This is a genomic window from Pseudomonas syringae (assembly GCF_001698815.1).
GTDB classification, from domain to species: domain Bacteria; phylum Pseudomonadota; class Gammaproteobacteria; order Pseudomonadales; family Pseudomonadaceae; genus Aquipseudomonas; species Aquipseudomonas syringae_A.
On record NZ_LGSI01000068.1, the window covers coordinates 361,000 to 381,179 of the forward strand.

General features: G+C 57.4%; 19 protein-coding genes and 1 tRNA gene. 8 read left to right on the forward strand and 12 right to left on the reverse strand.

Annotation, left to right across the window (positions count from 1 at the left end):
- Positions 1–73: 73 nt before the first annotated feature.
- Together AFK24_RS25160 and AFK24_RS25165 are read right to left on the reverse strand one after the other, a co-directional pair.
- A complete protein-coding gene (locus AFK24_RS25160) occupies positions 74–532 on the reverse strand; it encodes a MarR family winged helix-turn-helix transcriptional regulator (RefSeq protein WP_065835803.1) in 459 nt (152 codons plus the stop codon).
- 170 nt (positions 533–702) lie between these two features.
- Positions 703–1,155 (reverse strand): Ohr family peroxiredoxin, encoded by a 453-nt coding sequence (locus tag AFK24_RS25165; RefSeq protein ID WP_065835804.1) that lies wholly within the window; start codon positions 1,153–1,155, stop codon positions 703–705.
- A 490-nt stretch (positions 1,156–1,645) separates the two neighbouring features.
- On the opposite strand from AFK24_RS25165, the gene AFK24_RS25170 reads away from it, so the two are divergent.
- Positions 1,646–2,038, forward strand: coding sequence for a hypothetical protein (locus AFK24_RS25170; protein WP_065835805.1), 393 nt, complete (start codon positions 1,646–1,648; stop codon positions 2,036–2,038).
- A 71-nt stretch (positions 2,039–2,109) separates the two neighbouring features.
- Here the strand turns inward: AFK24_RS25170 and AFK24_RS25175 are convergent, their stop codons facing one another.
- The gene (locus tag AFK24_RS25175) at positions 2,110–3,045 is read right to left on the reverse strand and encodes an aromatic alcohol reductase (protein ID WP_065835806.1); all 936 of its coding nucleotides are present in this window, start codon (positions 3,043–3,045) and stop codon (positions 2,110–2,112) included.
- Positions 3,046–3,148: 103 nt separating this feature from the next.
- On the opposite strand from AFK24_RS25175, the gene AFK24_RS25180 reads away from it, so the two are divergent.
- The gene (locus AFK24_RS25180; RefSeq protein WP_065835807.1) at positions 3,149–3,565 is read left to right on the forward strand and encodes a winged helix-turn-helix transcriptional regulator; all 417 of its coding nucleotides are present in this window, start codon (positions 3,149–3,151) and stop codon (positions 3,563–3,565) included.
- Here the strand turns inward: AFK24_RS25180 and AFK24_RS25185 are convergent.
- Positions 3,552–4,520, reverse strand: a complete 969-nt coding sequence (locus AFK24_RS25185) for a GlxA family transcriptional regulator (RefSeq protein WP_065835808.1) — start codon at positions 4,518–4,520, stop codon at positions 3,552–3,554. The two genes, AFK24_RS25180 and AFK24_RS25185, sit on opposite strands and share 14 nt — an antisense overlap.
- Positions 4,521–4,638: 118 nt before the next feature.
- Here AFK24_RS25185 and AFK24_RS25190 point away from each other — a divergent pair, with 118 nt between their 5' ends.
- Positions 4,639–5,280: an HD domain-containing protein gene (locus AFK24_RS25190; protein WP_065835809.1), complete on the forward strand. Its 642-nt coding sequence runs from the start codon at positions 4,639–4,641 to the stop codon at positions 5,278–5,280.
- A 46-nt stretch (positions 5,281–5,326) separates the two neighbouring features.
- On the opposite strand, the gene AFK24_RS25195 is transcribed toward AFK24_RS25190, so the two are convergent.
- From AFK24_RS25195 to AFK24_RS25210, 4 genes are all read right to left on the reverse strand, one after another.
- Positions 5,327–6,235 (reverse strand): LysR substrate-binding domain-containing protein, encoded by a 909-nt coding sequence (locus tag AFK24_RS25195; RefSeq protein WP_065835810.1) that lies wholly within the window; start codon positions 6,233–6,235, stop codon positions 5,327–5,329.
- A gap of 135 nt (positions 6,236–6,370) precedes the next feature.
- Positions 6,371–7,255, reverse strand: a complete 885-nt coding sequence (locus AFK24_RS25200; protein WP_065835811.1) for an alpha/beta fold hydrolase — start codon at positions 7,253–7,255, stop codon at positions 6,371–6,373.
- 154 nt (positions 7,256–7,409) lie between these two features.
- A complete protein-coding gene (locus tag AFK24_RS25205) occupies positions 7,410–8,156 on the reverse strand; it encodes an SDR family oxidoreductase (RefSeq protein ID WP_065835812.1) in 747 nt (248 codons plus the stop codon).
- A gap of 164 nt (positions 8,157–8,320) precedes the next feature.
- Positions 8,321–9,229: a LysR family transcriptional regulator gene (locus tag AFK24_RS25210; RefSeq protein WP_065835813.1), complete on the reverse strand. Its 909-nt coding sequence runs from the start codon at positions 9,227–9,229 to the stop codon at positions 8,321–8,323.
- A gap of 122 nt (positions 9,230–9,351) precedes the next feature.
- On the opposite strand from AFK24_RS25210, the gene AFK24_RS25215 reads away from it, so the two are divergent.
- From AFK24_RS25215 to AFK24_RS25225, 3 genes are all read left to right on the forward strand, one after another.
- Positions 9,352–10,092: an SDR family NAD(P)-dependent oxidoreductase gene (locus tag AFK24_RS25215; protein ID WP_170826392.1), complete on the forward strand. Its 741-nt coding sequence runs from the start codon at positions 9,352–9,354 to the stop codon at positions 10,090–10,092.
- A 182-nt stretch (positions 10,093–10,274) separates the two neighbouring features.
- Positions 10,275–11,375 (forward strand): GlxA family transcriptional regulator, encoded by a 1,101-nt coding sequence (locus tag AFK24_RS25220; protein ID WP_065835814.1) that lies wholly within the window; start codon positions 10,275–10,277, stop codon positions 11,373–11,375.
- 467 nt (positions 11,376–11,842) lie between these two features.
- On the forward strand, positions 11,843–13,036 hold the full coding sequence (locus AFK24_RS25225) for a Fic family protein (RefSeq protein WP_080482299.1): 1,194 nt from the start codon (positions 11,843–11,845) through the stop codon (positions 13,034–13,036).
- Between the two features lie 230 nt (positions 13,037–13,266).
- Here the strand turns inward: AFK24_RS25225 and AFK24_RS25230 are convergent.
- The 3 genes from AFK24_RS25230 to AFK24_RS25240 form a co-directional block, all read right to left on the reverse strand.
- Positions 13,267–13,340, reverse strand: a tRNA-Cys gene (locus tag AFK24_RS25230).
- A gap of 252 nt (positions 13,341–13,592) precedes the next feature.
- Complete coding sequence (locus AFK24_RS25235; RefSeq protein WP_065835815.1) at positions 13,593–16,016, reverse strand: glucose/quinate/shikimate family membrane-bound PQQ-dependent dehydrogenase; 2,424 nt, start codon at positions 16,014–16,016, stop codon at positions 13,593–13,595.
- Between the two features lie 324 nt (positions 16,017–16,340).
- On the reverse strand, positions 16,341–17,249 hold the full coding sequence (locus tag AFK24_RS25240; RefSeq protein ID WP_065835816.1) for a helix-turn-helix domain-containing protein: 909 nt from the start codon (positions 17,247–17,249) through the stop codon (positions 16,341–16,343).
- Positions 17,250–17,538: 289 nt separating this feature from the next.
- Between AFK24_RS25240 and AFK24_RS25245 the strand changes: the two genes are divergently transcribed.
- Together AFK24_RS25245 and AFK24_RS25250 are read left to right on the forward strand one after the other, a co-directional pair.
- The gene (locus AFK24_RS25245; protein ID WP_065835817.1) at positions 17,539–18,852 is read left to right on the forward strand and encodes an ABC transporter substrate-binding protein; all 1,314 of its coding nucleotides are present in this window, start codon (positions 17,539–17,541) and stop codon (positions 18,850–18,852) included.
- A 103-nt stretch (positions 18,853–18,955) separates the two neighbouring features.
- Positions 18,956–19,729 (forward strand): L-iditol 2-dehydrogenase, encoded by a 774-nt coding sequence (locus AFK24_RS25250; RefSeq protein WP_065835818.1) that lies wholly within the window; start codon positions 18,956–18,958, stop codon positions 19,727–19,729.
- 98 nt (positions 19,730–19,827) lie between these two features.
- Here AFK24_RS25250 and AFK24_RS25255 read toward each other — a convergent pair whose 3' ends face one another.
- Positions 19,828–20,178 carry a RidA family protein gene (locus tag AFK24_RS25255; RefSeq protein ID WP_375232974.1) on the reverse strand — a complete coding sequence of 117 codons (351 nt, stop codon included), beginning with the start codon at positions 20,176–20,178 and terminating at the stop codon, positions 19,828–19,830.
- Between the last annotated feature and the right edge of the window lie 2 nt (positions 20,179–20,180).

A 20,180-nucleotide genomic window follows, 5' to 3' on the forward strand; every position in this document is an offset into this window, starting at 1 on the left:
TACCGGCCAAAAGCTGCCTGTGACGAGTGCCTCGGTAATCCGGGGCAACTCTCGACTTCTTACCCGATGCGACTTACTCCCGGTCTTTGGTAAACCGGATGAGATCGCCGCGTAATTTCACAATTGCCTTTTGCATCTGCACGAAGTCGTCGGGATCAAGACCGGTTTTCGGGAAGCCCTCTTCTGTGAGGCCTTCACGCAGTTCTCGACCCTCTTTTGTCAGGCTGATACGTACCTGGCGTTCGTCTTCCGGGTTGCGCTGGCGCAGCAAATAGCCCATCGCTTCCAGCTTCTTGAGGATCGGAGTAAGGGTGTTGGATTCGAGGAATAGCTTTTCGCCAAGGCTGCCAACGGTCTGGTTGTCTTCCTCCCACAACGCAACGAGGGTGATGTACTGCGTATAGGTCAGCCCGAGCCGTTCCAGCATTGGCTTGTAAGCCTTGCCGAAGGCGAGATTGGAGGAATAGACCGCAAAACACAGGAAATCGGCAAGCTTCAGGTCGAGAGCGGCGGTCTTTTCATTTGATTTCATGAGTATTCTCGATAGCCAGGACGAATGGGTTGCAGAAATGCACTATACGTCGCATGCGATGATATCGGAATAACTCTCCCCTTTTGTAATCGATATCACGTACATCAGGTCTTTGCAGGTCGGCGACCGGCTCACCAGGAATAACCCTGGCGAGCTGGCCACGCGGCGCATTACTCGGTGAGAACGTTGATAGCGACATCAATGTTGCCGCGTGTTGCTTTCGAGTACGGGCAGATTGCATCGGCGTTGTGCGCCAGCTCGGTCGCGACATCCTGAGTCAAACCCGGCACGCGCAGGGTGAGCCGGGCCTGGAGGAAGTAATCCGCACCGGTCTGGCCCAGATCCACTTCGATGTCGACGGCGGTGTCGACCGGCAGTGTCACTTTCATCTGCTGGGCAGCCAGACCAACCGCCGCGATGTAACAGGCCGACCAGGCTCCCGCGAACAATTGTTCGGCTTTCGGGTGCGGCTGAACGCCGGTCAGCACATGTGCCGGTGTAGCGTTGCCGGGCGACGACAGCTCGATATCGAGGTTGCCGTTATGACCGCGCGAGGTTTTGCCTGCGCTGTTGTGGCTGGTGTGGGTTTTGCCGGTGACCAGTACTTTTTCGATCTTGCTCATGGGGGATTTCCTGAGTATTTGTAGTTGCATACGATTTGGTCGCATACGTTATATTGGATGGTGTAAAGCCAGGACTTATTAATCAACTGGCGAGGTGATCCAGTTGTTGTCGTTGCAGCCATGGAAAACGCGATAGGTGTTGTGATTACTTTCGGCATCCATGGCTGTATCTCCAGACGGTGAGATCTTGGTCAATGTTTATCTCTAGCGATTAGATCGCATGCGATGTACCAATGTACGATTAAAGCCCCGATGATGTCAAAGATTATCTGTCGTCTGGACGACGAGCGGTGGAAGGCAGTTGCGCGGTTCGGATTGCTTTACGCATGACGGTCAACGTTGCGAACCCGAAACTGTGCCCATCTGCCCATCTGCCCATCTGCCCTTCCCGCGCTTTACGCAACCTTTACCGAGTCTAGACCTCCGTTTACACGAAACGGGTGTTTCATACATCCATGGCGAACCCACACATGCCGCCTGAGGAGACACCATGTTTTCGAAGATAACCAACGTCTTGATCCTGTCCGGTTGCCTGGTTGCCGCTGGTGCGGCATCTGCCAATGGCCGCGATGTGGTCGTGCCAGTCATTGCCGGGGCTGCGGTGGGCGCCATACTGGCCACTGTGATCAGCGGTTCAAGCCACGATAACTACCGCCCGCAATACCAGGGCTACCAACCACAGCCCCGTTATCAGCCGCAGTATCAGCCACAGTACCAACCAGTGGCCTACGTACCGGTGGCCACCCGCGTCGAATATCGCCGGTTCGATCCGCGGCCGTCTCGCGGCTATTACAACGGTGGTTATGACTATGGTCATGATCGTGACGGGGGCCGTGATCGTGATCGCGGCTTCGACCATAACCGGGGCGACGGCCGCTGGTAATCGCTAGTCTGGGCACAAGGCCGCTCTTGTCATTGAGAGCGGCTTTTTTATGTGAATAAATCGATGCCGCCTCATCTGAGGTTCAAACGCATCCAGTGCTCCACATCCGTGACTTCAATACCCTGTCGCACATTGAACGTGCAGCCTCGATCCCAGGCAACGCCCTGCCCTTGCGCAAACACCGCCCGGTATTTTCTTATTGCGTCGTCAGGCTCAAGTGCCAGATCCGCATTCAATTTCGCGACAGGCCATTCGACCCGCTGCACCTTGCGATTGAGCACCTTGTCGATTTTGTCCGCCAGCTCGCCATACGTGAGCGTGTCACCCGCGGTGTAAATCACCTGATGGGCCAATCGTGGGTTAGCAAACAGAATTTCTGCCGTGAGCAAGCCAATGTCTTCGGGCGTCGTCACGGTGACGGCAGTGTCCCAACTGCCGAGGGCGTGAACCGTGTTTTGCGCGAGATCAACCACGCCGAACACCGGCTCGAATAGAAAACTGGTGAACATCCCGGTGGAAATGATCAGCCACTCGGTTGCATCTTGCCCCCGCAGGATATCCCGCACGTCCAGCTGCTCATCGAACAGATCCTGGGCGCTGCCTCTGCCAATGACGTCATAATCCACACCAAACTGCCAAGGCACATAACGCTGAACACCAGCCTCGATTGCCGCACGCGCAAGCTTGATCTGAGTGCCTTTGCCCGCAGCGAAGCCAATGCAACTGACCACTGTGTCGAAGCTGGCAAACAACGCACTGAGTTCGGCAATCGTGCCTGACACCAGATCACCCGGCAGCAAGTCGATACCCAGCGAACGCAGTTCATCAATTTCCTTTTGCTTGTCTGGCGCGCTGGACTTTATCGTCGCAGGACGCAGCAGGACCGTGACCTGCGTATCGCCCGCCAACGCAGCCAATCTGGCCAACTGACGAAGCACAGCCATACCCAGCTCACCCGCGCCAAGGACGAGGATCCCGCGATCCGTAGTGCGTGTGTCATCTTGCATGATCGTCTCCCGTTATTTGTTTGCGCCACCGATGGCACTGCGTAATGCTGGCACACTTGAAGACGGCTCATAAGAAGGCACACCAGTGATACCGGGAGGGTAATTGGACAACGAAGAAGTATTAAGACGCTCGCAAGCCGCCTGTGACGCCTTGAGCGCAGACGATGACGGGCTGAAACGCGAAGTGCTGACTCACGCAGGCAATCGCTGGTCACTGGGTGTTGTTCATACGCTGGGGGTGGCGGGCAAATTGCGCCACGCAGAGATCGGACGGCGCATGCAGGGCGTGACACAAAGGATGCTCACCCGGACGCTACGCCAACTAGAACGCGACGGTCTGGTGCTGCGGCACGATCACCACGAAGTGCCGCCGCGCGTCGAATATGAGTTATCGGCGCTGGGCATGGGAATGCTGGTGCACATGATCCCCCTGTGGACCTGGGTGGTGGAAAACGCGGAAGATTTTCGCAGCGCCCGCGCGGCCTATGACAGTCAGATAAACCCCGTTACAGCGCCCTGACGAAGCGCTTGCGATATTCGCTGGGAGTCACGCCAACGTGTCGGGTGAACGTGCGCCGCAGGGTATCGGCGTTGGCAAATCCGCACTGCGCGGCCACTTGCTTGGGTACATTCACCCCGCTCTCCAGCTGCTTTCTGGCAGCAGCGACCCGCGCCTGTTCGACCCAGGCCGCTGGCGTGATGCCCACCTCTGCGTGAAACAGGCGAGCGAAATGCCGTGGACTGAGGTTCACCCGTTCGGCCAGGCGGGAAATGCTGTGATCGTCAGCAGGATTGGCCGCGATCCAGCGTTGCAGCTCTTGCAGCATGGCGCGTCCGGTGGGCAACGATTCGCCGTGCCGACTGAACTGCAACTGCCCGCCGGGCCGTTTGAAATACATGACCAGCTGGCTGGCGACCTGCTTGGCGATATCACGACCCAAATCATCTTCGACCAGCGCCAGCGCCATATCCAGCCCCGCAGTAACACCCGCTGCGGTATGCACCTTGCCGTCGTGGACATGCAGGGCATCTTCTTCCACGTAGATATCGGGATAGCGCTCGGCCAATAGCGCCGAGCGCATCCAGTGGGTCGTAACATGCTTGCCTTCAAGCAATCCAGCCGCAGCCAGCACAAAGGCACCAGTGCATACCGAGCCGTAGCGGCGAGCGCTGCGTGCCGAGTCTTGCAGCCAGTGAATAATGTCCGGCTTGAGCATCAGGAACGGAGCATTCGGCGCGCCAGCCACCAGCAACGTGTCGACCTCAGGCAGCTCGTCGCCCACCACATAATCAGGCAATAAACGCGCGCCGGATGAACTGCGGACCGGCCCTGCCTCCAGTGCCCAGATGTGCAGTTGATAGTATTCACGACCGCTCTGCGCATTGGCTTCGGCAAACACATCCAATGGCCCCGAGACGTCCAGCAACTGAACGCCGGGCACCGCGAGGATGGCGATAGTGCGCGTTTTCGACATGAAGGGCTCCCTGTCTGTCAGCTGCGCGATATGGCAGGATTTGAATGCTAGCGCCATTTGAGGCCATTACGCCAGCCCTGGATACTGGGATCACAAACCACCCCGCCGGAGAACCCCCATGACATTGAACATTGGCGACATCAAGATTCCCGACAGCGCCATGGCGCGGCAGATTACCGAACTGGTACGCGATACCGAGTCCGAGCTGCTCTTCAATCACTCCAGTCGCGTTTATTATTTCGCCGCCTTGGCCGGCCAGAAGCGCGGGCTGAGCTTCGACTCAGAATTGCTCTACGCCGGCTGCATGTTCCACGACATGGGCCTGACGCATAAGTGCAGCAGCGCCTGCGAACGCTTTGAAGTGGACGGCGCCAACGCGGCGCGGGATTTTCTCAAGGGCTATCAGCTCAGCCAGCAGGATATCGACACGGTCTGGACAGCCATCGCGCTGCACACCACGCCCGGCATTCCCGAGCATATGCACCCGGTGATCGCATTGGTCACAGCAGGCGTGGAAATGGATGTGCTCGGCCTGACTTATCCGCTTTACAGCGACGCAGAGCGCGAAGCCGTGGTAAAGGCCTATCCACGCAGCGCGCAGTTCAAGGAAGACATCATTCAGGCGTTCTATGAAGGGATCAAAGACAAGCCGGATACCACCTTCGGCAACGTCAAGGCCAATGTCATCGCAGACAAGGATCCGTTGTTCGTTCCAGGTAATTTTTGCGAGGTGATTCGTCGGTCCGCCTGGTCTGCTTGAACCCCGGAGCAGCTCGTTGAGGCAAATCAACGAGCTGGCACCTCCATCAGTCTTGCAAGACCTGCGCGATGAGCCACTGCTTGAACGCTTCAGCAGCAGGCGACGCCTTCACCCCTTCTTTTTGCACAATGTAGTAGGCGAAGTCGCAGCTTTGCGCTTCCCCAAATGGGCGAATCAATCTCCCCGCTTCAATATCGCTACGGACTAGACTGCTGCGGCCCAACGCGACACCGCTTCCGGAAATGGCAGCCTGCATTACCGCCGCAGAATCATTGATCTGCAACCCTCGCTCAGTGTCGGCAACGTCATGGCCTGCCCGCTGCAGCCAGGTGCGCCAGGTGGGGAAAACCGTCGAGTAGCGCATCGACACGTCATGAATCAACGGGAAATGCTTCAGATCATCCGCGCTCTTCAGCGGATGTGCAGCGGTGGGCAATGTCGGACTGCACACCGGGAAGAACTCGTCGCCCATCATCTGCGTCGCGCTGAGTCCGGGCCAATGCCCACTCCCAAAACGGATGCCGAGATCAATCCTTTCAGCATTGAAATCGGCTAGCTTGCCGTTGGTATCAAGGCGCAGTTCGTAACTTGGATGCAGGCCACGAAAACCTTCGACACGCGCCAGTAACCATTTATCGGCAAATGCAGGCGGCACCGTCACCGTGATCGTCGCGCCCCCTTCGGTTTTCAAACGCGCGACAGCCGATGACAGAAAGTCGAAACCGGCCTGAAGATCCGGCAGCGCTGCCAGCGCCTGATCGGTCAATACCAGCCGCGCAGGACCACCGCGCGACCGATGAAAGAGCACGACACCATGCGCGTCCTCCAACCCTCGAACCAGTTGGCCGATGGCTGCAGGACTGACATTCAGCTCTTCAGCGGCCCGCACATAGCTCAAGTGCCGGGCGGCTGATTCGAATGCTCGAAGAGCATTGAGATGATTAGGCGCTCGCATAAGGCTCGCTGGCAGGTGTTGGGAAATTGAAAATCATAGTCTCAGCCAGGTAATTTCAGGGCAATATAAAAAAAACAGAAGCCCCTCGGGTTAACCTTGGGGCTTTCCTCATGCTAATTAAAACGTACTGATTTATCAGACGATCGCCTTGCCCACCACGTTGATGATCCGCTCGGCGATGTAATCAACGTGGGTTTCCAGCGCGAAATGGCCGGTGTCCAGCAGCTCGACCACGGCGTTCGGATTGTCCGCCGAGAACGCCTCGGCACCTGGCGGAATGAAGAACGGGTCATGCTTGCCCCAGATCACCAGCGTCGGTAACTCGGTGTCGCGGAAGAACTGCTGGAATGCCGGGTACAGCTTCAGGTTATTGGCGTAATCCAGGAACAGGTCGAGCTGGATTTCCTTGTTGCCTGGGCGCTGCATCAACAAATCGTCCAGCAGATAGGACTCGGGAGCGACCGCATCAGGATTGGCGACGCCGTGCAGGTACTGCCAGCGGATGCCGTCCAGGTTCAATACGTTGTCGTGGATCACCTTGCGGTTTTCAGCAGTCGGGTTGTCCCAGTACGCCCTGATCGGTGCCCAGGCATCGCCCAGACCTTCCAGGTAAGCGTTACCGTTCTGCGATACCAGCGCAGTGACGCGCTCCGGATGTGCGAGAGCCAGCCGCAGACTGGTAGGTGCGCCATAGTCGAAGAAATACAACGCGTAGCGCTTCAGATCCAGCGCGTCGACGAAGTCCCCGAGGGTTTTCGCCAGATTGTCGAAGTTGTAGACGTACTCACGCTCTACCGGAACTTCGGTAAAACCAAAACCTGGCAAATCCGGCGCGATCACTCGGTAATGTTTGGCCAGCAGAGGAATCAACTGACGGTATTGATGGGACGAAGACGGGAAGCCATGCACCAGCAAAATCACCGGCGCATTGATATCGCCTGCTTCGCGGTAAAACACCTTCACGCCGTTGGCTTGAACGTATTGGGTCACAACACTGTTGGTTAACGTTGCGGTAGTCATGAGCAAAGCCTCTTGAGCAATTAAGAAAGTTTCCAGTCAACAACTAACAAGCGGTACCCGGCGCCCACAGTTCAGCGTCAAACCTTGTTCAGAATCATCTGAGGTCTTGGGAATCACTGTGGAGCCTTGGTCGCCTTCGAGCGTTTACGGCGAATCAGAAGTGCGAGATGCCGCCATCGACAATCACTTCCGAACCGGTCATGAACGATGAATCATCGCTGGCCAGGAACACGACGGCAGCGGCAATTTCGTTGGCCTCGCCGAAACGACCCAGCGGCACTTGCGCTTCGATGCTGGCAGCGACTGCACTCAGATCGGCATCCGACAGGCCCAGTTTGCCGTGGAACGGCGTGCTGACCGGGCCTGGGCTGATGGCGTTGACGCGAATGCCGCGTGGGGCCAGTTCTGCGCCCAGGGTCAGTGCCAGCGAGCGAACGGCCGCTTTGCTGGCCGAGAGAATCGACAGGCCCGGCGCGCCCACACGATTGAGGAACGAGGTGGTCAGGATCACGCTGCTGCCTTTGACCAGCAACGGCGACGCCTTTTGCACCGTGAAGAAGATGCCCTTGAAGTTCAGCGCAAACTGCTCGTCGATCTGCTCTTCCGTGACCGCTTCCAGTGGCGCGGCTGTACCGGCACCCGCATTGGCAAACAGCACGTCAATGTGGTCATAACGGGTACGGATGGTCTTGATGACGCGATCCATCTCGGCCGATTTACGCAGGTCAGCGCAGATAACCATCGCGTCCGCACCGAGTTCTTCTCTGGCATCTTCCAATCGACCCGGGTTGATCCCGGTCACAATGACGTGCGCCCCTTCATCACGAAAGCGCTTGGCTGTTTCCAGGCCAATGCCCGAAGTGCCGCCGGTGATCAAAGCTACTTTGTCGGTCAGTTTCATGATGTCGCCCCAGAAGGAAAAGTGTCTGAATGCAGGCTGTGATGTCTGCGTGGGTCCACTATCGCCTTACCGGTATTTCGTGACAAACCAGAAGATCTGTTCGAGTCGGATAGAAAAACTTTGCCGCCTGCCCTTGCCCGAAAACGTCAATTAGCCTCAGGTCACTAAGCCGCCTGCGCCGTGAGAAAGTCGATCAGCGTCCGAACGCGCAGGGGCACATGCCTGACGTGCGGATACAGCAACATGAACGGCCGGGTCGCGCCGCCCAGTCCGCTGAGTAGTTCAATCAGCGCGCCGCGTTCAATGTCTTCCTGCACCGTGAAACGATAGGTCTGCACGATCCCTGCCCCATGCCTGGCCAGGGTCACGCTGGCGAGATAGTCCTCCAGGCAAGTTGTATTACCGGACGTCTGCACGTTGATTGCCTTGCCCTTGTCCATGAACACCCACGGCAGATTTCGGCCGCTGCTGGGCAGTTCAAACTGGATGCAGTCATGTGCTTGCAGATCCGTCAACGATTCAGGGACACCATATGCCTTCAGGTACCGGGGCGAAGCGACGACCACCAGCTCGGCATTCTCCAGGGTCCGTGCAATCAGCCCTGAATCGTCCGGAGCGCGACCGCGAACCGCCAGGTCATAACCGCCCTCGGCGAAATCGATATTGCGATTGCTCACGTGTACCGCAACCTGCACCAGCGGGTATAGACGACGAAACTCAGCGAGCATCGGTAGCAGCCGAAAATGTGCGTAAGGCGTGGGCGCGCTGATCCGGATTTCGCCTGAGGGCGCCTGTTGCTGGCCGGTGACCTCCCGCTCGGCGTCCACCAGTTGGGTCAGCGCCTGGCGACACTGCGCGTAATAGAGGCGCCCTCCCTCCGTCAGGCGTATCTGCCTGGTGGTTCGTACGAACAAGCGAACGGCCAGTCGCTCCTCCAGCCGCGAAATCGATCTGCTGACCGCCGCCGGGGTGACGCCAGCCGCGTTGGCCGCAGCGGTAAAACTTTCGTGCTCAACGGCCAGACAGAACAGCTCGATACTGCCCAACTGCACATCATCGAAATGGCGCGGCATGTCAGCCTCTATTGATTACACCAGGTATCAATTCAATTGCTCAGCAGGCGATTTATCCCACTCTTATGCAAAAGTAAAGTGGCCTCACCGGACAACAGTCCACTCATCCAGAGGCCTTCACCATGAACACCATTCAAACCGTTATTGTCACCGGCGCTTCGAGCGGCCTGGGTTTCGCCATTGCCGAGGCGTACCTGAAACGCGGCTACAACGTCGTGGGTAATGCCCGCACCCTGGATCGTCTTGAAACGGCCGCTGCCAAGCTCGGTAATCCTGAAAACTTCTTGCTGGTTGCCGGCGACATCGCCCAACCAAAAACCGCCATAGCCTTGTTCGAGCAAGCCATCGCCGCTTTTGGCAAGGTCGACATCCTGATCAACAACGCCGGTATCTTCATTCCCAAAGCCATCGGTGACTACACCGAGGCGGACGTCAATGCCATGGTCGGCACCAACCTGATGGGCTTCTTCTACCCGTCCCAGGCGGCCGCTACCCACATGGCCGCAAATGGCAGCGGGCACATCGTGACCATCACCGCGAGCATCGCCATGCAGCCCAACATCAAGGTCCCGGCGCTGCTGCCCGTGCTGATCAAGGGCGGTTTGAACCATGCAACCCGCGGCCTGGCTCTGGAACTGGCGCCGTTCAACGTCAAGGTCAATGCCGTTGCGCCGGGAATCATCAATACGCCGCTACACAACCAGGACGAAGGCACTCAAGCCTTTCTCAAGGCATTGTCGCCAAGCGGCACCATCGGCAGCCCGAAAGACGTGGTGGATGCGGTGATGTACCTGACCGACTCGTCCTTCACCAGCGGCAGCGTCGTGGTCGTCGATGGTGGCTCCACGGCCGGCACCTGGTAATCCCAGCCCTTCTTCTCAGAAGATAAGACCATACACCCCTGACGCCTGCTTCCTCGGAGCAGGCGTTTTTCGTATTCAGCAAGGCTGCCATAGGCCGGGTGACGCCTGTTCAGCCGCAGGGCTGGCATTGCCAGTCGTGAACAGCTACCTTTCCGGCTTCCCCACTGTGCGCCCGAGTTCCCATGGCCCCAGCCGACAGTCGCCGACATTTTGGTATGAGCCTCAAAGGCATCAATCAGCCTTATGGTCGGTCCGACATCCTTTCAGGACCACAGGCAGACGGCTGTCGCAAAATTGCCGTGGTGGTCCTGGAGCATTTTTCGATGATGGCTTTCACTGGCTCACTGGATGCGCTAGTGACAGCCAATTATCTGAGCCAGACGCCGCGTTACGAAATTACCACCTACAGCCTGAAAGGCGGTCAAGTGCGCAGTGACCTGGGAATCGCGATTGCCACTGACCTGCCCGTCGACGCGCTGACCGTGGCCGGTCTCGACATGCTGATCGTCTGTGGTGGCTTGCGCACCGCGTTGACGCCTGCTGCGGCGCTCATCAAAAAACTGCGGCAGGCCAGTCGCCAATCGGTGCTGCTCGGCAGCCTGTGGAACGGCTGCTTTCAACTGGCGCACGCCGGGCTGCTGGATCAGCGCGAATGCACCGTGCACCCGGAAAGCCAGGCCAGCCTTCACGAACTTTGCCCCGGCGTTCGTTTGCGGCCACAACCTTTTGTCATTACCGGCGACCTGGTCAGTTGTGCGGGCGCCAATAGCGCGTTGGGGATGATGCTGGCAATCATTCGGCGCCAGCAAGGGGCCGAACTGGTCAAGGGCATCGAGGCGATTCTCAGCTGCGATCGTGGCGCCTATGCCGAGGATATGCCCTTGGCACGTGGCGGCCGGGATCCGGCCTTTCCGCCTCAGCTGTCGAGCCTGATCGAACTGATGGAAAACAATCTGGAAGACCCGCTGGAGCTGGATGAACTGGCGCGGTACGTGGACTTGTCCCGTCGGCAGATCGAGCGCCTGTTCCAGACTTTCCTGCACAGCTCGCCGCGCCGGCACTATCTGGAGTTGCGCCTGACACGGGCACGCCGCCTGTTATTGCAGGGCAATGCCTCGGTCGTGGAAGTGGCCATGGCCTGCGGTTTTATCAGCTCCCATCACTTTAGCCGGTGCTTCCGGGATTATTTCGGCTACACCGCCAGCCAGGCGCGTAGCCGACAGCGCGTCGCCAGCGACTCATCCTCCTCTCAGCAAACCCCACCCGAGAACCCCGACCGTTAGCCGGAAGTCAGAAGCGTCTGCCTGCCTTTGGCTGGATTGCGTCAGGTAACGGACCTATGAGTCTGTGGGCGGGGTTTAGTTGTCCCAGTCATACGATTGACCCACGAGTTGGGCTTGTAGTCTTTAGCCGCCAACTTTGATCGAAGACGCGCTGGGTTCATCTGCCTCCTTCTCCAAGTGGAATCTGACTGTTGCGGAAAGATCAGCTTAAAAAAATCGTTCAGGTGATAAAGCCCTCGCAAGCACACAGCTGCGATGATGGCCTGTAGCGCAGTGATGGATCGTGGTCACCACCGTCAAAACCCTCACGTTAAAATGTGAAATATTATGTGAACATTAAAGCTGGACATATCACCATAAAAAGCACTCACAGCCTTATAAATAAGGGGTTATAGTCACGCCGATATGTGAAATAATATGTGAAGAAAATATTGCTCGACTATCCACAGACAGTAAGGCGCTCAGGGATGTCATTGATCACATCGAAGACTTGGCTCGACCCAATCCTGCCCGAAGACCTGCCACCCTCCATCGTCTCGTTGGCCGATGCGCTCCCGAGGAAAACCCAGTTCCTCGCTGGTCGCCTGGCCCCGGAAACAGGCGTCCGATTGGCGCGCCTGCTGAGGGTAACGAACACTTATTATTCAAATCTTATTGAAGGGCAGTACACAGAACCTGCGGATATGCAGAAGGCTCAATCTGCGCCGCGCCGCGAGCGCAAGCTGCTGAATGATCTGGCCGTCAAACACATGGAAGTGCAGTCAGTTCTTGAACGCGCATTGCGGCGCAATGTGCCGGAAAACTGGGCCCAGATGTACGATCCGCAACTGTTGTCCCTGGTCCACTACCGGCTTTTCACCGGCACCAGCGAGAGCAGCAGGACGCTACAAAACGGACTAGTCATGGAGGCCGGCTTGTTGCGGTCAAAGACCGGTCAGAACGTTTCGGTTGGCGGTCATGATGCGCCGGACGCAGCGGCTGTTGAGAGCATGCTGCTACATCTGCAGACCGGGTTCGGCCGTATCAAGGACCCGCGGCGACAGCTTATCGGTGCTCTTGCCTATCACCACCGTCTTGCCTGGGTACATCCATTTGCCGACGGAAACGGTCGAGTGGCACGAATGATCACTCATCTGCAATTGGTCTACCTGGGACTGGAGCCACGCCTTTGGTCTCTGGCCAGGGGCTTGGCGCGGCGGCATGAGGAATACTACCGCATGCTTGAGTTGGCGGATCGCCAGCGCGAAGGCGATCTGGACGGGCGAGGACAGATGTCGCGCAAGCACTATTTCGCGTTCATAGAGTTCATGCTGGACGTTTGTCACGATCAGGTCGATTACATGACCTCAGCATTGAATCCTTCGCTAATGCGAGAACGAATCGTGCGGTCATTCAAGACCAATGAAAAGCTGCTGAGCATGAAAATCCGACCGGAAAGCGCCCCGGCCATTCATGCACTCATCATGGCAGGAGCAATGCCACGCAACGATTTGAAGACATTCACCGGTTTAACGCCGCGGCCGGCCATCGACGAACTTACACGCTTGATCAAAGCGGGACTGGTGATAAGCCCTACGCCCAAATCCCGGACAGTATCGCCAGGCCTGCCGGCATGGTTTGCGCAGGATATCTTCCCGGACCTCCATCGGCGTTTTCAGTAGGGTTGTTCGCGTCTTGTAGCGTCGCAGCCCCCCTCTTGGGGGCTTTCGATCGTGGAGGCAGAGGTCGGAATCGAAAAGCGGCGTGAAGAAATCAGCTCTTGAAAAATTCCGTTCGCAATGTGCCGGGCGGTTCAGTCCAAAATTTCCAGACCGTACTTTATTTCGGAATTTCCCCCTTTCCAAAGCCCAAAAAAAACCCCGAAGACGTGAGTCTTCGGGGCTTTTAATAGTGGAGGCCGAGGTCGGAATCGAACCGGCGTAAGCGGATTTGCAATCCGCGGCATAACCATTTTGCTACTCGGCCTCAAACATCAAGTGCTTAACAAGCATTCAATGCATATAAACTTGTCCGGAAACCATAACAAGCTACTGGCTTCCAACCCTTTGAAATCTATAGGGTTTTTCGTATTCCCGAATCAGGAATGGACGCAATTCTGTACTTGTTCGGCTGGCATGTCAAGGAATGCCATGAAAAAAATGCAAGTCAGCCTTAAAGCGATGAAGTTGGTCAGGGACAACCCGCAATCGACCTGCTGTGCCGACTGCGGGTTTCAGGTTACTTGCCTTCGGGCAAGGCGTAAGCGATGACGTAATCGCCGCGATCCTGCGACTGGCGTGCCCCGCCAGCGGTGATTACAACGTATTGCTTGCCGGTTTTAGGCGAGACAAACGTCATCGGTCCACCTTGGCTGCCGACTGGCAGGCGGGCTTTCCAGGCTTCTTCTCCGTTGGCGGAGTTGAAGGCGCGCAGGTAGTAGTCCTGAGTACCGGCGATAAATACCAGACCGCCCTGGGTTGAGAGCGTGCCGCCGAGGGTCGGCATGCCGATTGGCAATGGCAGGTGCATTTTGATCCCCATTGGGCCAGTGTCCTGGACCGTACCGACCGGCACTTGCCAGGCGACTTTCTGGGTCTTCATATCGATGGCGGTCAAGGTGCCGAAAGGCGGCGCCTGACATGGGATACCGGCCACCGAGAGGAAGCGGTTCTTGTTCACGGCATACGGCGTGCCTTTGAGCGGCACTGCGCCCATGCCGGTGTTCAGTGCTTCGCCACCGGTAGAAGCCAAGGCATCCTTTTGCTGCGGCACCATCTGATTCCACAAGCCCAGACGCATGTCGTTGACGAAGATGAAACCGTGGACTGGATCAGTTGAGATGCTGCCCCAGTTCATTCCGCCCAGCGATCCCGGAAAGCTCAGGGAAACATCGGTGCCTGGCGCCGTGTACAGCCCGTCGTAGCGCATTTTCTTGAATGAGATACGGCACAGCAGTTGGTCGAACGGCGTAGCGCCCCACATGTCCGCTTCGGTCAGGTGTTGCGCGCCGATTTGCGGCATGCCGACTGACAATGGTTGAGTCAGCGAGTATGGCTCGTTCGGGATATTGGAGGCTTTGACCGGGATGTCTTCAACGTTGGTCAGCGGTTTGCCGGTGGCGCGATCCAGCACGAAGATCTGCCCGGCCTTGGTGCCGATCACGACGGCAGGAACCTCGCTGCCATCTGCCTTGGTGAAGTCGATCAGACTTGGCTGCATGGGCAGATCGAAGTCCCACAGGTCATTGTGAACAGTCTGATAGACCCACTTCTCTTCGCCGGTAGTAGCGTTCAGCGCCAGCACCGAAGCGCCGTACTTATGGTCCAGCTCGGTCCGTTCCACACCATAAATGTCGGTGGAGGAACTGCCCATCGGCAGGAAGATGGTGTTCATCGCCGGGTCGTAAGACATCGGCGCCCAACTATTTGGTGTGCTGCGCACGTAAGTGCGGTCGGCAGCCGGAGCCAGCTTGTCGGCAGGATTGCCCGGATCAAAAGCCCAGCGCATTTCGCCGCTGACCACGTCGAACCCACGGATCACACCACCAGGCATGTCAGTCTGAACGTTGTCGGCGACTCGGCCACCGACCACTACAGTGGTCCCGGCCATCAACGGTGGCGATGAAAGCTGGTAGTAGGAATCAGGGACATTGCCCAGACCGGCCTTCAAATCGACCTGACCGTTGGTGCCAAAGCCTTGGCAGAACGCACCGGTGTCGGCGTCGACAGCGATCAAACGAGCATCAATGGTGTTGGTCAGCAGGCGGCGCTGGCAGTTAGCGCCCGTCGGTACTGCGACAGCCTTGGCGGGCACACTGCCATCGGTGGGCTGGGCGACTGCAGCCGTGGCGTCGAAATACGCGATGCCCCGGCAGCGCTGCCAGACCGCAGATTTGGCGTTGATCTGGTTTTTCCACAATTGCTTGCCAGTATCAGCATCCAGCGCGATGAGATTGTTGTGCGGAGTGCAGATAAACACCTTGTCACCGACCTGCAACGGCGTCATTTGATCTTCGGCGCCGTTACCATCACTGACTGCGATATCTCCGGTCTGATAGGTCCAGGCTGGCACCAGTTTCGAGACGTTGTCGCGATTGATCTGGTCCAGTGCAGCGAAGCGGCCGCCACCCTCGTCATTGCCGTAATGCGCCCAATTCCTCTGAGCGTGGGCAGGATCAACCTTGGTCAGGCCAGGACCATCGCCATTGGCCGACACAGGATTGTGCGGGAGGAACATGCCCCAGAACCCGGCAACCATGGCAATCGCCAGCACACCGCTCAACGCGTAGCCGCCGCGACCACTGGCCAGACCGTTGGCCTTGCGTAGAGTTGGGTAGATCAGCGCAACCAATAGGCTCAGCACGCCCAAGGCAAACAAACGCGAAACCAGCGGCCAGAAATTCAGACCGGCATCCACCAGCGCCCAGATCACCGTAAGGACCATCACGGCCGCAAACAGCCAGGCACCCAGCAGGCGCTGCCTAAACAACAACACTGCGCAAATGGTCATACCGAGACCGGCGAGTAAGAAGTACCAGCTGCCACCCAGCTTGGCGAGATATCCGCCACCTGCGGCGAAGAGCAGACCAAATACCAGCACGCCCAAGGCGACGACCCAGATGGGCCAACGGCTGAAAGACGCCGGAGATTGAGAGTTAGTCATGTTGCATGATCCTGTTGACGCATGAACGTTTAGGGAGAAGGTTAATAGTCTTGAAGCGGGGCCGCTGAGTGCCCGTTTGGCTGAAAAATCGCTGGAAGACTGTTGAAGTCTGGGCGGCGTCGCTGGCAAGCCACGTCGAAACGACGCACTGGCAGGACGCGGGAAACTATTAACTAACTGGTTAGTTTTGCAACGATATCAAAAAAAATCGCTCCTGCGACAATTTGCCATGCTCTACGGACGATAAACACTGTTGCGATTCTGGTAACAATCAGGCGCGCAGTTTTTGCAGATACGCCCGCTTGACCACCTCTTGCCCAGAGGTTAGCGGGCGCCAAGCCTCGCCGGGCCTTTGCGGTATTCACTCGGCGTTTGCTGCATCTCGACGCGAAAATGCCGATTGAAGTTGGACAGGTTGCTGTATCCCACCTCAAAGCAAATATCGGCTACTGACATTTGCGTCTGCAGCAACAGCCGACATGCGCGCTGGACGCGTAGTTTGCCCATCAGATCGATAAAGCCGTGGCCGGTGACTCGTTTGAAAAAACGTGAGAATCCAGGCTCGCTCATGTTTAACCGATCGGCGATAACTGAAAGTCTGATGTCGCCAGTCAGTTCGTTTTGCAGGTAGTCGAACGCCTTATGGATGCGCGCGGCGCTATGTGCGTCGAGGGGCGGCGCGTAACAGGCGCTGGCCAGACAACGCGCCTCCTCGATAGGTGCGCGCATCAACGTGTCGAGCAATTGCAAGAACAGCACAAGGCGTTGTAAACCCTGTGCGGGGCCGATGTCTTCCAGCAAATGCGCCGCCTTCAGGGCTGTATCGCCGCTGAATTCCAGACCACGTCGGGCGCGGGCGAACAGCATTTGCAGGTCACCCAGCTCGGGCATCGTCTGGCGCAGCGCCAGCAGTGCGGTGCCATCAAACTGGAGAACAACATCACGCCCTTCAAGGTATTCACCTGCCGCCAGGTCACCCATCCAGTCATGGGGCAAATCCGGACCGATCAGGGCAACGTGGCCAGCACTGAAAGCACCGATGTAGTCTCCCGCTACCAGTCTTCCGCTGCCCTGACGGATAAGGTGGATTTCGAATTCGGGGTGGTGATTCCAGCGGGCGAGCGGATAGGGATAGTCGTGCTCGTACCAGCGAAAGCTTTGCGCTGGCTGGGGAAGAATAATCTCCAACTCGGCCGGCTGGTGCTCGAACAGAGCGGTGCGGTTGCCAGGCATGGTCTGCCCCTTTTTATAATTGTGCGGTTTTACCAATGAGCACCATACCGCCAACGCTGCGCCCTTCTCTACTCCGGGTTTTACCGCCTACCGATACTTTTTTAACCCATTGAGCAAATGCAGTCACGGGTTAAAAAAGTATCGCAATTGCGTTCGCCACGTGTTTGTGACGATTGCGCCATGTTGCTTTAATCCGGACGTCACTGCACTGCCAGCCAATAGCCGTCGGCAGCCGTGGTTTACCACAACAATAATAATTCCGCGCCGATGGCGTGGAGTGGAGAGCAACATGAAGATCACGCCCCGAGCGCTTCTTCTGTGCACTGGCTTGTCCATCGTCGTGACCAGCCAGGCGGCAGAAACCATCACCATCGCCACCGTCAACAACAGCGACATGATTCGCATGCAGCGATTGTCCAAGACCTTCGAAGAACAGCATCCAGACATAAAACTCAATTGGGTAGTGCTCGAAGAAAATGTACTGCGCCAGCGTCTCACCACCGATATCGCCACCCAGGGTGGACAGTTTGACGTACTGACCATCGGCACTTACGAGACACCGCTATGGGGTGCCAAGAACTGGCTCGAACCGATGAAGAATTTGCCGGCGGACTACGACCTGGAAGACATTTTTCCATCAGTGCGCCAAGGCCTTTCAGTGAATGACACGTTGTACGCCCTGCCCTTTTATGGCGAAAGCACGGTCACTTACTACCGTACCGATCTCTTCAAGCAAGCTGGACTGACCATGCCGGAACACCCGACCTGGAGCCAGTTGGGTGAGTTTGCCGCCAAATTGCACCATCCCGATAAAGATCAGTACGGCATGTGCCTGCGGGGCAAAGCCGGTTGGGGTGAGAACATGGCGCTGCTGAGTACGATGGCCAACACCTTCGGTGCGCGCTGGTTCGACGAGCAATGGCAGCCGGAGCTGACCAGTCCCGAATGGACCGCCGCAGCGAACTTCTATGTTGACACCCTCAAGAAGTACGGTCCGCCGGGCGTATCCAGCAACGGCTTCAACGAAACCCTCGCGCTGTTCAACAGCGGTAAATGTGCAATCTGGGTCGATGCGAGCGTCGCCGGATCCTTCACCACTGATAAAGAGCAAAGCAAGGTCGTCGACAGCGTCGGCTTCGCTCCAGCGCCGGTAGAAGTCACCAGCAAAGGCGCTTCCTGGCTGTACGCCTGGTCGCTGGCGATCCCGAGTAGCTCCAAGCACAAAGAAGCGGCCAAGTCGTTCGCGACCTGGGCGACCTCGAAAGATTATGTCCAACTGGTAGCCCGGAAAGATGGCGTGACCAACGTTCCGCCAGGCACACGCACCTCCACTTATAACGACGCTTATTTGCAAGCCGCGCCCTTCGCCAAGGTCACGCTGCAGATGATGCAGAACGCCGATCCGAAAAATCCTTCGGCCAAGCCTGTGCCCTACGCGGGCATCCAGTACGTGACCATTCCGGAGTTTCAGGCCATCGGCACTTCGGTTGGCAAGTTGTTCTCGGCGGCGTTGACCGGACAGATGTCGGTCGAGCAGGCGCTGAATTCGGCCCAATCGACCACCGCCAGAGAGATGAAACGCGCAGGTTATCCAAAAAAATAAAATCGTGTCGTTCTACTGCCGGGGCTACAGGTCACCGCGTGAAAGCGCCCTGTCCAACGACCGGCATACGGGACTCATTGTTTGCAGACTGGATAAATATCAGATGAAAAGACTGAAAGGAAAAAGCGCCCTGATCACAGGTTCCGCTCGTGGTATTGGCAGGGCCTTCGCAGAGGCCTACCTGCGCGAAGGCGCAACTGTTGCCATCGCTGACATCGACCTTGAGCGCGCCAAAACCACGGCGTCTGAGCTGGGGGATCAGGCTTACGCAGTTGAAATGGACGTAACTGATCAAGGGTCTATCGACGCAGCCATTGCCGGGGTTATTGCCAAAACCGGCAAGTTGGACATTCTGGTCAACAACGCCGCGTTGTTTGACCTCGCACCGATTACTGAAATTACCCGGGACAGCTATGAACGGTTGTTCTCGATCAATGTGGCAGGCACTTTATTTACCCTGCAAGCGGCTGCAAAGCAAATGATCAACCAGGGTCATGGCGGCAAGATCATCAACATGGCGAGTCAGGCTGGCCGACGTGGTGAGGCACTGGTCGGGGTTTATTGTGCGAGCAAGGCGGCGGTCATCAGCCTGACGCAATCTGCCGGATTGAACCTGATCAAGCACAAGATCAACGTCAATGCGATTGCTCCCGGCGTCGTCGATGGAGAACATTGGGATGGCGTCGATGCCCTGTTCGCCAAGTATGAAAATCGCCCGTTGGGCGAGAAGAAAAAACTGGTCGGGCAGGAAGTACCTTACGGACGCATGGCCACGGCCGATGACCTGACCGGAATGGCGGTGTTTCTCGCGTCGCACGACAGCGACTACGTGGTCGCCCAGACCTACAACGTTGATGGGGGCAACTGGATGAGCTGAAAGCGCCGAAAACGACCCTAATTCGGGTTAACGGAGCAGACCAAAGCCTCGAATCGGCACAGTGACCGAACGAGGCTTTGAGACGAACGGCTTCCGATTCAGCCCGCCGCAACCACCGTGATTTCCACCAGCAAATCTGGAGCCGCCAGACGCGATTCGACAGTTGCCCGAGCGGGAGCGTGACCTTCCGGTGCCCAGGCGTCCCAGACTTCGTTCATACCGGCGAAGTTGGCTTCAATATCCGACAGCCAAACCTGCGCGCTGAGAATACGGGTTTTATCCAGTCCTGCCTTGGCGAGGAAGTTGTCGATCTTCTCCAGCACCTGCGCCGTTTGGCCTTTGATGTCCAGGGTGCGGTCGGTGGCGGTCTGGCCGCCGAGAAAGGTGAAGCCGTTGCATTGAACGACGCGGCTCATGCGTTGATTGGTTTCGATGCGTGTAATTTCCAGCA